The following is an 11627-nucleotide window of genomic DNA, read 5'->3' as shown; positions in this document are numbered from 1 at the left end:
ACGCGCCTCTCAGGAGCGCCAGGTCGGGGCAACCTCGCGGTGGTAGCGACGCCCGAGCACCCGACCCAGCACGAACGTGACCGGCCTCGGGACGCTCGCGTGGAGGAAGGCGCGGTGCTCGGGCGCCATCCCGTCCTGGACCCAGGCGAAGAACTCCCCTGCCACCCGCGGCGGCGCCGTGCGCAGCTTCTTCTCCGTGGCGTGCCACTCGGGGGTGTCGAGGTAGGGCAGCAGCGCCGGCTCGAGCGCGTCCTCCTCGTGGGTGAGGTGCTGGCCGACGACCTCGCGGGCGTCGGCGACCCGCACCCGAGCCGTGGCGGCCAGCGCGGCGCGGGGGTCGGCGGCCAGGGCGTCCAGGGCCTCCGCCACCGACGTCAGGGACTCCGCCATGGCGTGGTGCTCGGACTCCATCGCGGCGAGCAGGCCGGCGTCGACGCCGAAGCCGGCCAGCATCGGCCAGATGTGGGTGTCCTCGCCGACGTGGTGGTGGTGCAGCTGGTCGCGGAGCTGGGCGTAGGCACGGTGCAGGGCGGCGGCGCGCTCGGCGTCCCCGTCGGGGAAGGCCGCCAGCGCGGACTCGAGCCGGTCGAGGTCGCGCCTGACGGCGGCGTGGATCACGCGGTTCATGGTCATCGTCGTGCCCATCTGCGGACCCTAGGACGCCCTCGGCCGACCCGCCAGGCCGGTTCAGACCTGCTGCCGGGCCTGACCTCCCTCACGTGTGGGCCAGGGCGGCGAGCCGCCAGCCGTCGTCGTCCTGCTCGACCAGACCCGTCCTGAGCAGGTAGGACAGCGCCGAGCGGACCTCGACGACCCCCAGCCCGGCGGTCCGGGCCACGGAGTCGGTGGGCGCCGGGTGCGCGACCGGGACCGCGTCGAGGACCTGCCGGTGCCGCGAGCTCAGCCGGTCTCGGGCGCGGGTCTCGCCCCGCGGCTCCGCGGCGAGGTGGGCACCGGACTCGCCGACCATCTCGAGGAGCTCCTGGCCGTTGGTGACCAGGCTCGCAGCCCCTTGGCGCAGGAGGTGGTGGACGCCCTGCGACAGCGGGCTGGTCACCGGTCCGGGCACGCCGAGGACGATCCGGTTGAGGCGGGTCGCCCAGGTGGCGGTGTTGAGGGCCCCGCTGCGGGCGGCCGCCTCGACCACCACGGTGCCGCGAGAGAGCGCCGCGATCAGGCGGTTGCGCGCGAGGAAGCGGATCCGGGTGGGCGCGCCTCCGGGCGCGGCCTCGGAGACGACCGCCCCCGTCGCGGCGATGTGCTCGATGAGCTGCTGGTGGGCCGCGGGATAGACCCGGTCGGCGCCGCAGGCCAGCACCGCGACGGTGGGAGCGTCCATGGCCACCGCGCCCCGGTGGGCGGCCTGGTCGATCCCGAACGCCGCCCCCGAGACGACGGTGCGCCCCGCGCGCGCCGCGACGGCGGCCAGCTCGCCCGCGACCTGCGTCCCGTAGCCGGTGGCCGAGCGGGCGCCGACCACGGCCACCGAGCCGGCCAGCGAGTCGAGCCGCACCGGCCCTCGGACCCACAGCCCGATCGGCGGCCCGCCCCGCTCGTGCAGCGGTCCGGCCAGGACGAGGTCGCCGAGCTGGTGGGGCCACTCGTCGTCGGAGGGGATCACGAAGCGCAGCCCGAGCCGCTGCGCCCGGTCGAGCTCGCGCTCGGGGTCGCTCGAGGCCAGCCGGGCCGCCACGTCCGTGAGCATGCCGCCGGGGTCACGCTGCTCGACGAGGAGCTGGTGCAGCTTCGGCGCGCCGAGCTCGGCGACCAACCCCGTCATGCGCGGGTCGCCCGGCTCGGCGAGGCGACTGAGGGCGGCGCGCGCCACGCGCTCGGCGTCGCTCATCCGGCCCGCACCTCCAGCCGCCGGTGCGGCAGCGGCTCCCCGGTCCTCAGCTGCAGGGCGGTCTCGACCTCCTCGAGGCCGGGCGTCACCTCGTCCCCGCTGCGTACGGCGGTCAGGTCGGCGACCGTCCACGCGACCCGGTGCACCCGCACGGCGCCGCGGCTGCTGAGCCGGCCCGAGAACAGCTCGTCGTCGAGCCGGCGCTGCGCCTCGCGGCCGAGCGGCCAGGCATCGCGGAGGACCGGGCCGGGCGCATGGGCGTTGAGTCGCCAGCTGCGCTCGGCGTAGCGCTCGGCCTGGAGCCGGCGCGCCGCCGCGACCCGCTCCCTCACCACGGCCGACGGCTCCACGACCGCGAACCGGTCGGCCTGCTCGTGCGGGGCCACCGGCTCGACGTGGCGCACGATGTCGATCCGGTCGGCCAGGGGGCCGGTGATCTTGGCGCGGTAGTCGCGGCGGACCCGCTCGGCGCACGTGCAGCGGTTGGCGCGGGCGCGCGGGTGGTACTCCCCGCAGGGGCACGGGTTGCTGGCCAGCACCAGCATCCCGCGCGCCGGCAGGGTCACGAGCTCCTCGCGGCGGGCGATCGTGACGTCGCCGCTCTCCAGCGGCTGGCGCAGCGCCTCGATGACGTCGGAGCGGAACAGCGGGAACTCGTCGAGGAACAGGACGCCGCAGTGGGCGCGGCTGATCTCGCCGGGACGGATGTAACCGCTGCCGCCGCCGATCAGGGCCGCCTTGCTGGCATCGTGGTGGGGCGCGGCGTAGGGCGCCTGCGTGAGCAACCCGTCGCCGGGGTCGAGGGTGCCCGCCAGCGAGTGGATCGCGGTGAGCTCGAGCGCCTCCTCGGTGGTGAGCGCCGGCAGGATCGTCGGGATCCGCTCGGCGATGCTGGTCTTGCCGCTCCCCTTGGGACCCGAGAGCAGCACGTGGTGGCCACCTGCGGCCGCCACCTCGACGGCGTACTTCGCGTCGACCATCCCGCGCAGGTCGGCCAGGTCGACCTCCTCGAGGCGCTCGGAGCCGCGCCAGGCCAGCAGCCGGCTGCCCGACATCGGCGGCACCGGCGGGGCCTCGGGGACGTCCTCGCCCTGCAGCTCGGCGACGACCTGGGCCAGGGAGCGCATGCCGAAGACGTCCATGCCCGGGACCATCGAAGCCTCCCGAGCCAGCGGCTCGGGCACGAAGACCCGCGCGATGCCGCGCTCCGCGGCGGCCAGCACCATCGGCAGCACCCCCGGCACGCAGCGCAGCCCGCCGTCGAGGGTCAGCTCGCCGATGAACGCCGTCAGCTGCAGCTGGGCCGTCGGCACCTTGCCGTCGGCCGCCACCACCGCGACGGCGATGGCGAGGTCGAAGTGGCTCCCCCGCTTGAGCAGGTCGGCGGGCGAGAGCAGGATCGTGATCCGCTTGGTGCTCGGCCAGCCCAGCTCGCTGTTGATCACCGCCATCCGGCACCGGTCGCGCGCCTCGCTCAGCGAGGCGTCGGGGCGCCCCACCAGCGTCGTGCCGACCTGACCGGGCGACACGTCGGCCTGGACGTCCACGAGGTGCCCCATCGCGCCGTGCAGCGAGACCGTGTGGGCGGTGGCGAAGGGCATCAGCCGATCCCCCGCACGTGCTCGACCAGCGCCGCGCCACGCGGCGGCCGCCGCACGGCCACCAGGTCGATCCGCGTCTCCGGCGGCCGCACCCCGTGGTCCTCGGCCCACCGCTGGGCCAGCCGGCGCAACCGGTCGAGCTTGGCCGGCGACACCGCCTCGTGGGGCGAGCCGCACGCCTCGCTGCTGCGGGTCTTGACCTCGCACACCACCAGCACCGCGCCCTCGCGCAGCACCAGGTCGACCTCGCCCTCCTCGCACCGCCAGTTGCGGTCGAGCAGGCTCAGCCCCGCCGCGACCAGGTGCCGTGCGGCCACCGCCTCGCCATAGGCACCCAGTGCCTGCTTGCTCGCTGCTGTCGTCGTCATCTGCCGACCTCCTCGAAGGACAGCCTCGGCAGCGGAGCCGACATCGGGCCTTCGTCAGGCTCGGTCCTGGGGAGGATCCGGCACGGAGACGCTGCCTGTGGACAGCAGGTGGCTGCCCGTGGGACCCACGAGGCGGGAGAGGCGCTAGCCCTTCGGCGGGTCGATCTCCGAGGTGTTGAGCTCCTCGACGTTGACGTCCTTGAAAGTCAGGACCTTGACGTTCTTGGCGAAGCGGGCGGGGCGGTACATGTCCCACACCCAGGCGTCGGTCATCGAGACCTCGAAGAAGACGTCGCCGGCCTCGGTGCGCGCCTTCACGTCGACCTGGTTGCACAGGTAGAAGCGGCGGTCGGTCTCCACGACGTACTTGAAGATGCCGACGACGTCGCGGTACTCGCGGTAGAGGGTGAGCTCCTGCTCGGTCTCGTACTTCTCGAGCTCCTCGGCGCTCATCTGCACTCCTGCGGGTCGTCGTCGGTTCGCGCGCGGCCGGATGCCCACCGCACTGGCATCGTAGACGTGTGGCCACAGCCGGGAGCGACGGGACGCGGAGAACACCGCGGGAGATCGTCGACCAGGGGCCGCCGCTGCCGACGCGGCAGATCATGCACCAGTGGTGGCGCGACATCGCGTTCCTGCACTGGCGCGCCGATCCGGCCGTCGTGGCCCCACTCCTGCCGCCGGGAGTGCGGCCCGACGTGCACGACGGCAGCACCTGGGTGGGGCTGATCCCCTTCCGGATGGTCGGCGCCGGGCTGGGCGACACCCGGCCGGTGCCGTGGCTGGGCGACTTCCTGGAGACCAACGTCCGGCTCTACGGCGTCGACGACTCCGGGCGGCGGGGCGTGGTCTTCGCCTCGCTGGAGGCGGAGCGGGCAGTCGTGTCCGCGGCGGCCGTTGCGTCCTTCGGGGTCCCCTACAAGTGGGCCAGGATGTCCGGGACGCCGCTGCTGGCAGGCGACCCGACGGGCGCCTGGGTGTCCTACGAGTCGCGGCGCCGCACCGGGCGCCACCCGCGCACCAGGATCGAGGTCGTGGTGGGCCAGCCGGTGGCCGAGCCGACCGGGCTGCACCTCTTCCTCACTGCCCGCTTCGGGCTGCACACCCGCGCCTTCGGACGCACCTGGTGGGTGCCCAACACCCACGGACCCTGGCCGCTGCACGAGGCGCGGCTCACCCACCTCGACGACCAGCTGGTCGCCAGTGCCGGTCTGCCCGGTCTCACCGACGGGCCGCCCGACTCGGTGCTGTTCTCACCCGGCGTGCGCACGACCTTCGGGCTGCCCCAGCGGCTCTGACGGCGCCTCCGACAGGGGACCACCGAGAGCCGGCTCCAGGCCGGCCGCGCGCCGTACGTTGACGAAGCGCATGCGGTGCACCGGCGAGGGGCCGTGCTCCTCGAGGGCCGCGGAGTGCCCCTCGGTGATGTAGCCCTTGTGCGTCTTGAAGTCGTAGGCCGGCCACTCGCGGTCGAGCTCGGTCATGAGCCGGTCGCGGGTCACCTTGGCCAGCACCGAGGCCGCCGAGATGCACGCCGCGACCCGGTCGCCCTTCCAGACCGCGAGCCCGGGCACCCCCAGGCCGTCGACGGGGAACCCGTCGGTCAGGACGTACGCCGGCGGCAGGTCCAGCAGCGCCACCGCGCGTCGCAGCGCCTCGACGTTGGCGACGTGCATGCCGAGCCGGTCGCACTCCTCGTGGCTGACCACGACGACCGCCCACGCGGACGCACGGCGGACCACCTGCTCGTAGCAGCGCTCGCGCGCCTTCTCGGTGAGCAGCTTGGAGTCGGCGAGCCCGGGGACGATCCCGGCCTTGCCGGGGGGCAGGATCGCCGCGCCGGCGACCAGGGGGCCCGCGCAGGCGCCGCGGCCGGCCTCGTCGACGCCGGCGATGGGCTCGATGCCGTGGCGGCGCAGCGCGCGCTCGTAGCCGTAGAGGCCGGCGTCGCGACGGACAGTCAGTCCACGGGGCAGCTGGCTCATCGCGTCACTTCGTGGAGACGGTGGGCGCGGGCACGTCGGAGAAGGTGTCGGGCCGGTCGAGCCAGTCGAACCGGTCCCGCGGCCAGGCCAGCAGGAACACCTTGCCGACGACCAGGTCGGCGTCGACGTAGGGGTTGAGCGTGCAGTCGGTCATGTCGTCGGTGCACAGGTGGGCCGAGGAGTCGCCGGAGTGGTTGCGGTTGTCCCCCATGACGAACAGCTGCCCGTCGGGGATCGGACCGACCTTCCAGTCGCAGCCCGGCATCGGGCCCCGGCACTCGACGCCCGGCTCGGCCTGGACGTAGTCGTCCTCCTCGAGGGGCTGGCCGTTGACGAGGAGCCGACCCTGGTCGTCGCAGCACTCGATGGTGTCGCCCGCCACGCCGATGACCCGCTTCACGAGGTGACCGCCGGAGGGGTAGAGACCGATCTTCTCCATGACCTTGCCGACCGGGTTGGTCGGGCCGGCGCTGTCGGCGGCGTCGAGCCAGCCGCCCGGGTCCTCGAAGACCACGACGTCGCCGCGCGACGGGGAGCCGCCGAACCAGTAGGAGACCTTCTGGACCAGGATCCGGTCGTTCTTGACCAGCCCGGGCTCCATCGACTCCGACGGGATGTAGAACGCCTGGACGAACACCGCCTTGATGACGATCGCGAGCACCACGGCGATGCCCAGCAGCAGGATCGTCTCCTGCCAGATCGGCAGTCGCCGGCGGCGTACGGGCGCCTCGTCGTCACCGTGCGCGTCGTCGGACCCCGGGGGGTCGTCGCGCACGGTGACGCCGTCGGTCCGGTCGTCGGGCCCGTCGCTGTCGAGGGGCTCGTCCCGGTCGTGGCTCACGCGCAGAGTCTAGAGAGAGGTCCCGAGAGGACCGCGCCTCAGAGGTCGCGGCGCTCCTTGATCTTGGCGGCCTTGCCGCGCAGGTTGCGCAGGTAGTAGAGCTTCGCGCGACGCACGTCACCGCGGGTCACGATCTCGATCTCCTCGAAGATCGGGGAGTGCAGCGGGAAGGTGCGCTCGACGCCGACGCCGAAGGAGACCTTGCGGACGGTGAAGGTGCGGCCGATGCCCGAGCCCTGGACGCGGATCACGACGCCCTGGAAGATCTGGACACGCGAGCGGCTGCCCTCGACGACCTTGACGTGGACCTTGATGGTGTCGCCGGCCCGGAAGGCGGGGACGTCGTCGCGCTTGGCGGCGTTGGCCAGGTCGGTGATGAGGTTGGTCATGGTTCTCCTCACGAGTGCCACAGGTCAGCCGCGGTATCGGATGGGTCGAACGGTGTCGGTCAAGCCATGGTGGCCGGCGGCGCGAGGCTCCCCCTGTGGCAGGAGCCCGACGCGGTCCCCCCGGGTGTGCTTCGGAGCGGACCTTCGGCCGACTTGGACCGAGGGACGAGTCTGCCACAACGCCCGTGCCGGCCAGAAATCGCCTGTCTAGCCCCGCGGCTTGGTGAGCACCACCGCGAGCGGCGGCGCGGGGATGTCGGGCCGCAGCCGGAAGCCGGCCCTCTTGTACATCCTCAGGTTGTCGGTGCTCCGGGCTCCGGTGAAGAGCACGTACGACGTCGCCTCGGCCGGCGCGACCGCCTGGATGTGCTCGAGCAGCACCCGTCCAAGGCCGCGGCCCTGCAGGTCCGGCGCGACCATGACCCGGCCGATGTCCCAGGCGGTGCCCTCCATCCGGCCACGCACGGCGCCCACGAGGCGACCCTCGACGCGGACCACGAACGTCGTCCACCCGGCCAGCCACGCGACGACGTCGTTGTAGGACTCGCTCAGGGCGGGGATGCCGGTCACGCTCTCGTTGGCGATCGCCTCCTGCAGCCAGCAGGCACGCTGCAGCGTCAGCAGCTCGCCGGCGTCGCCGCGGGTCGCCGGGACGATCGCCCACTCCCCCGCGAGCGTGCTGGGGCTGAGCAGGTCCGGGCGCCGCTGCGCCGTGCGCCGCTCGGCCTGGTCGCGGCGCCACCGCGCGATCCGGCCGTGGTCGCCCGACAGCAGGACGTCGGGGACGTCCAGGCCGCGCCAGGAGGCGGGCTTGGTGTAGACGGGGTACTCCAGCAGCCCGTCCTCGTGGGACTCCTCGGTGAGCGACTCGGCGTTGCCCATGAAGCCGGGCAGCAGTCGCACGACGGCCTCGGTGACGGCGAGCGCGGCCACCTCGCCGCCGTTGAGCACGTAGTCACCGACGGAGACCTCGAGCACCTCGACGCGGGCGGAGGCGTGGTCGAGCACCCGCTGGTCGATGCCCTCGTAGCGCCCGCACGCGAACACGACCCGCTCGCGCGTCGCGAGCTCGCGCGCCAGCGCCTGCGAGAAAGGGACGCCCGACGGGGTCAGCACGACCAGCGTGACGCCGGGCGACCCATCGAGCCCGAGCGCGTCGAAGGCCTCGCCCCAGGGCTCGGGCTTCATCACCATGCCGGCGCCGCCGCCGTAGGGCGTGTCGTCGACGGTGTGGTGGCGGTCCTGGGCCCACTGGCGCAGGTCGTGGACGTGCACGTCGAGCAGGCCGCGCTCGCGGGCCTTGCCCGGCAGCGAGAGCGCGAGCGGGGCGAAGTAGTCGGGGAAGATCGTGAGGTAGTCGAGCCTCACGCGTCGTCCTCGAGCGGCGTCACGAGACCGGGCCGGTCCGCGACGACCAGCCGGCCGGCCGCGAGGTCGACCTCGGGCACCAGCGCCTTCACGAACGGCACGAGGCCCTCGTGACCGTCGGGCGTGGTGACGGTGAGCAGGTCCTGGGCGCCGCCGTGGGCGATCGCGGTGACGATCCCCAGCTCGCGCCCGTCGACGTCGTAGGCCGCCAGGCCCACGATCTGGTGGTCGTAGTACTCGTCGGGGTCGTCGGGGGTCTCGTCGGGGTCGACGCTGGCCACGAGCATGACCCCGCGCGCCGCCTCGGCGTCGTTGCGGGTCGTGAGCTCCTCGAAGGTCGCCAGGAGCCGCGTCTGGTGCCAGCGGGTGCGGGTCAACGTGAGGGCGTCGTGCGGGAAGGCCGACCCCGCGGGCTTCTGCAGGGCGAGCGTGGCGCCAGCGGCGAAGCGGCGCTCCGGCTCGTCGGTGCGCAGGTCGAGGGTCACCTCACCGCGGATGCCGTGCGGCTTGCCGATCCGGCCGACGACGACGTCGATGGTGCTCACGGTGCTCCTTCAAGGGGCTTCAGGACGCAGAACGGGTGCCGTCCCGGAGGACGACACCCATTCAAGCGGTTCGAGCGGTTCAGCGACGCCGGTCGACGTCCACGAAGTCGATCCGTGCGCCGGCCTTGCCCGCGAGGGCGGAGACGACGGTGCGGAACGCCGACGCCGTGCGACCGCCGCGGCCGATGACCTTGCCGAGGTCGTCGGGGTGCACCCGGACCTCGAGGATCGAGCCGCGACGCAGCTGCTTGTCGCTCACGGACACGTCGTCGGGGTTGTCGACGACACCCCGGACGAGGTGCTCGAGCGCGTCGGCGAGCATGTCGCTCAGGCCTTCGTCTCGGTGGCCTCGGTGGCCTCGGCCTCAGCGGCCGCGACCTCCGGGGTCTCGTCGGCGGGAGCAGCCTCGGCGGCGGGGGCCTCGGCGGCAGGCGCCTCGGTGGTCTCCGCGGCGGGCTCGGCCTTCTTCTCGGTCTTCTTGTCGGCCTTCTTCTTCGTGGTGGCCTCGGCCTTCGGCTCGTTGGCCGACTCCTTCAGCGCCTCGTTGAAGATCTCCTGCTTGTCCCGCTTGGGCTCGGCGACCTTGAGGGTGCCCTCGGTGCCGGAGGACATGCCCTTGAAGGACTGCCAGTCGCCGGTGATCTTGAGGATCTTGGCGACGGCCTCGGTCGGCTGCGCGCCGACACCGAGCCAGTACGCCGCCCGGTCGGACACGACGCTGATGTAGCTCGGGTCCTCCTTGGGGTGGTACTTGCCGATCTCCTCGATGACCCTGCCGTCGCGCTTCTTGCGCGAGTCGACGACGACGATGCGGTACTGCGGCACCCGGACCTTGCCCAGGCGCTTCAAACGGATCTTGACGGCCACGGTTGTGGTGTCTCCTTGAGGTTCGTGGTGGGTGAAGGTCGCAGCACCGGGTGGGGAACACACGGAGCCGCTGCTTCGATGGGCTCTGCGTCGTCCGGGTGAGAGGGACCGGGCGCGCAGGACTCAGCGGGTGATTCTGCCAGAGGTGCGCGGGACTGATGAAATCGGGCAGGCTGAGGCGATGAACCAGCCGCCGCACCCGCCGTACGGCCCCGCTCCGGTGGCCCGCCGCCGCCGACCGAGCGCCTGGTGGTTCGTGGTCGGCGGGGCGTTGGTCGTCGCCGCCGTCGTCGCCGGCGTCAGCCTGTTCGTGCTCACCCTCGGCGGCTTCCTGGACTCCGACGCCACCGTCCGCGCCGACGGGCGGACGGAGACGGTGCGCCTCGACGGGGACGAGCGGCGGATGCTCTGGACCGACGACGCCCACGCGCAGCGCTGCGAGGTCGTCGACGCCACGACCGGCGAGGCCGTGGAGACGTCGCCGGTCACCGGCAGCTTCACCCGCTCGGAGGGCGACGACGACTGGACCGGCGAGGCCACCTTCGACGCCGGCTCGGGCACCGTCGAGGTCACCTGCACCGGCGACGGCACGGTCATCGTCGGTCCGGCCCCGGCGATCGACAGCTTCGTGCTGGGCCTGCTCGCCACGATCTTCGTCCCCCTCTTCCTGGGCGGCGGTGGCCTGGTGGTCCTCATCGTCACCGGTGTCCTCTTCGCCACCGGCCGCCCCCGCTCCCCCTAGGCGACGACTCGGCCCCGCAGGACGACGCAGCGGGGCTCGTGCAGGGCGGTGAGGTCGGCGAGCGGGTCGCGGTCGTAGACGACGAAGTCGGCCGAGGCGCCCTCCTCGAGGCCCTCGAACCCGAGCCACTCCCGGGCCCGCCAGGAGGCCGCGCCCAGCGCGTACGCCGCCGGCAGCCCGAGGTCGGCCATGGCGACCACCTCGCCGGCGAGGTTGCCGTGGCGGGCCACCCCGCCGCCGTCGGAGCCGGCGTAGAGGCTGACGCCGGCCTCGTAGGCGGTCATGATCGTGTCGCGGCGCCGGGCGAAGAGGTCGGTCATGGTCGCGGAGTAGTCGGGGAAGCGCGCGGCGCCGGCCTCGGCGTACTCCGGGAACTTGTCCAGCTGCATCACCGTGGGCACCAGCGCGATGCCGCGCTCGGCCATCGCCACCACGAGGTCGGTCGAGAGGCCGGTGCCGTGCTCGATGCAGTCGATGCCGGCCTCGACCAGCCCGGGCAGCACCCCGTGGCCGAAGCAGTGGGCGGTCACCTTGGCGCCGTGCTCGTGGGCGGCCGCGATCGCGGCGGCGAACGCCTCCGCCGGGAAGGACGGCGCCAGGTCGCCCTCCTCGCGGGAGATCCAGTCACCGACCAGCTTGACCCAGCCGTCGCCGCGCCGGGCCTCCTGCACGACGCGGGCCGTGAGGTCCTCCGGCTCCACCTCGTGGGCGTAGTTGCGGATGTAGCGCCTGGTGCGCGCGATGTGCCGACCGGCGCGCACCAGCCGGGGCAGGTCCTCGCGGTCGTGGACCCAGGCGGTGTCGGCGGCCGAGCCGCAGTCGCGGATGAGCAAGGCGCCGGCGTCGCGGTCGGCCACCGCCTGCTCCTCGGTGGTCGCCTCGTCCACCGCCCCGTGGTCGTCGAGGCCGAGGTGGCAGTGCGCGTCGACCAGGCCCGGGACGATCCAGCCCTCGGCGACCGTGTCGGCGCCGCCGTGGGGCTCGTAGGTGACCGACCCGTCGACCACGAAGAGGTCGCGCGTCTCGCCGTCGGGCAGCACCGGACCTCGGAACCTCGTCACCGTCATGCCCCGGA

General features: G+C 73.4%; 15 protein-coding genes. 2 read left to right on the top strand and 13 right to left on the bottom strand.

Annotation, left to right across the window (positions count from 1 at the left end):
* Positions 1-9: 9 nt before the first annotated feature.
* The 5 genes from E4622_RS03165 to E4622_RS03145 all read right to left on the bottom strand — a co-directional run bounded on the left by E4622_RS03165 (position 10) and on the right by E4622_RS03145 (position 4268).
* Positions 10-645 carry a hemerythrin domain-containing protein gene (locus E4622_RS03165; protein ID WP_134738614.1) on the bottom strand — a complete coding sequence of 212 codons (636 nt, stop codon included), beginning with the start codon at positions 643-645 and terminating at the stop codon, positions 10-12.
* 70 nt (positions 646-715) lie between these two features.
* On the bottom strand, positions 716-1846 hold the full coding sequence (gene dprA, locus E4622_RS03160) for a DNA-processing protein DprA (RefSeq protein ID WP_134738613.1): 1131 nt from the start codon (positions 1844-1846) through the stop codon (positions 716-718).
* Positions 1843-3447 (bottom strand): YifB family Mg chelatase-like AAA ATPase, encoded by a 1605-nt coding sequence (locus tag E4622_RS03155; RefSeq protein WP_134738612.1) that lies wholly within the window; start codon positions 3445-3447, stop codon positions 1843-1845. The genes dprA and E4622_RS03155 overlap by 4 nt, the downstream gene beginning before the upstream one ends.
* Entirely contained in the window at positions 3447-3815 is a 369-nt protein-coding gene (locus E4622_RS03150; RefSeq protein ID WP_134738611.1) for a YraN family protein, read from the bottom strand. The genes E4622_RS03155 and E4622_RS03150 overlap by 1 nt, the downstream gene beginning before the upstream one ends.
* Before the next feature lie 144 nt (positions 3816-3959).
* Positions 3960-4268 carry a DUF2469 domain-containing protein gene (locus E4622_RS03145; protein WP_134738610.1) on the bottom strand — a complete coding sequence of 103 codons (309 nt, stop codon included), beginning with the start codon at positions 4266-4268 and terminating at the stop codon, positions 3960-3962.
* A gap of 68 nt (positions 4269-4336) precedes the next feature.
* Between E4622_RS03145 and E4622_RS03140 the strand changes: the two genes are divergently transcribed.
* Positions 4337-5113: a DUF2071 domain-containing protein gene (locus E4622_RS03140; protein ID WP_245155856.1), complete on the top strand. Its 777-nt coding sequence runs from the start codon at positions 4337-4339 to the stop codon at positions 5111-5113.
* On the opposite strand, the gene E4622_RS03135 is transcribed toward E4622_RS03140, so the two are convergent.
* The 7 genes from E4622_RS03135 to rpsP form a co-directional block, all read right to left on the bottom strand.
* Positions 5069-5800, bottom strand: a complete 732-nt coding sequence (locus tag E4622_RS03135; RefSeq protein WP_167735958.1) for a ribonuclease HII — start codon at positions 5798-5800, stop codon at positions 5069-5071. The two genes, E4622_RS03140 and E4622_RS03135, sit on opposite strands and share 45 nt — an antisense overlap.
* 4 nt (positions 5801-5804) lie before the next feature.
* The gene (lepB, locus tag E4622_RS03130; protein WP_245155855.1) at positions 5805-6641 is read right to left on the bottom strand and encodes a signal peptidase I; all 837 of its coding nucleotides are present in this window, start codon (positions 6639-6641) and stop codon (positions 5805-5807) included.
* Between the two features lie 38 nt (positions 6642-6679).
* Complete coding sequence (gene rplS / locus E4622_RS03125; protein ID WP_134738609.1) at positions 6680-7030, bottom strand: 50S ribosomal protein L19; 351 nt, start codon at positions 7028-7030, stop codon at positions 6680-6682.
* Positions 7031-7237: 207 nt separating this feature from the next.
* Positions 7238-8398 (bottom strand): tRNA (guanosine(37)-N1)-methyltransferase TrmD, encoded by a 1161-nt coding sequence (gene trmD / locus E4622_RS03120; RefSeq protein ID WP_134738608.1) that lies wholly within the window; start codon positions 8396-8398, stop codon positions 7238-7240.
* The gene (gene rimM, locus E4622_RS03115) at positions 8395-8943 is read right to left on the bottom strand and encodes a ribosome maturation factor RimM (RefSeq protein ID WP_134738607.1); all 549 of its coding nucleotides are present in this window, start codon (positions 8941-8943) and stop codon (positions 8395-8397) included. The genes trmD and rimM overlap by 4 nt, the downstream gene beginning before the upstream one ends.
* A 79-nt stretch (positions 8944-9022) precedes the next feature.
* Positions 9023-9265: an RNA-binding protein gene (locus E4622_RS03110; protein WP_134738606.1), complete on the bottom strand. Its 243-nt coding sequence runs from the start codon at positions 9263-9265 to the stop codon at positions 9023-9025.
* A gap of 5 nt (positions 9266-9270) precedes the next feature.
* Positions 9271-9810 (bottom strand): 30S ribosomal protein S16, encoded by a 540-nt coding sequence (rpsP, locus tag E4622_RS03105; RefSeq protein WP_134738605.1) that lies wholly within the window; start codon positions 9808-9810, stop codon positions 9271-9273.
* A 181-nt stretch (positions 9811-9991) separates the two neighbouring features.
* On the opposite strand from rpsP, the gene E4622_RS03100 reads away from it, so the two are divergent.
* Positions 9992-10552: a hypothetical protein gene (locus E4622_RS03100; RefSeq protein ID WP_134738604.1), complete on the top strand. Its 561-nt coding sequence runs from the start codon at positions 9992-9994 to the stop codon at positions 10550-10552.
* On the opposite strand, the gene E4622_RS03095 is transcribed toward E4622_RS03100, so the two are convergent.
* On the bottom strand, positions 10549-11619 hold the full coding sequence (locus tag E4622_RS03095) for an amidohydrolase family protein (protein WP_134738603.1): 1071 nt from the start codon (positions 11617-11619) through the stop codon (positions 10549-10551). The genes E4622_RS03100 and E4622_RS03095 overlap by 4 nt on opposite strands.
* Between the last annotated feature and the right edge of the window lie 8 nt (positions 11620-11627).

Origin of the sequence: Nocardioides sp. 503 (assembly GCF_004522095.1) — a bacterium.
Taxonomy (GTDB): Bacteria; Actinomycetota; Actinomycetes; order Propionibacteriales; family Nocardioidaceae; genus Nocardioides.
Note: the sequence above shows the minus strand (reverse complement) of the source record. Positions and strands in the feature narration are given on the sequence as shown.

Bases quoted from the DNA above. Each gene is read 5' to 3' on its own strand.
- E4622_RS03100 (WP_134738604.1), top strand. From the start codon at position 9,992: ATGAACCAGCCGCCGCACCCGCCGTACGGCCCCGCTCCGGTGGCCCGC.
- dprA (WP_134738613.1), bottom strand. From the start codon at position 1,846: ATGAGCGACGCCGAGCGCGTGGCGCGCGCCGCCCTCAGTCGCCTCGCC.
- E4622_RS03165 (WP_134738614.1), bottom strand. From the start codon at position 645: ATGGGCACGACGATGACCATGAACCGCGTGATCCACGCCGCCGTCAGG.
- E4622_RS03095 (WP_134738603.1), bottom strand. From the start codon at position 11,619: ATGACGGTGACGAGGTTCCGAGGTCCGGTGCTGCCCGACGGCGAGACG.
- E4622_RS03110 (WP_134738606.1), bottom strand. From the start codon at position 9,265: ATGCTCGCCGACGCGCTCGAGCACCTCGTCCGGGGTGTCGTCGACAAC.
- E4622_RS03150 (WP_134738611.1), bottom strand. From the start codon at position 3,815: ATGACGACGACAGCAGCGAGCAAGCAGGCACTGGGTGCCTATGGCGAG.
- E4622_RS03155 (WP_134738612.1), bottom strand. From the start codon at position 3,447: ATGCCCTTCGCCACCGCCCACACGGTCTCGCTGCACGGCGCGATGGGG.
- E4622_RS03145 (WP_134738610.1), bottom strand. From the start codon at position 4,268: ATGAGCGCCGAGGAGCTCGAGAAGTACGAGACCGAGCAGGAGCTCACC.
- rplS (WP_134738609.1), bottom strand. From the start codon at position 7,030: ATGACCAACCTCATCACCGACCTGGCCAACGCCGCCAAGCGCGACGAC.
- E4622_RS03135 (WP_167735958.1), bottom strand. From the start codon at position 5,800: ATGAGCCAGCTGCCCCGTGGACTGACTGTCCGTCGCGACGCCGGCCTC.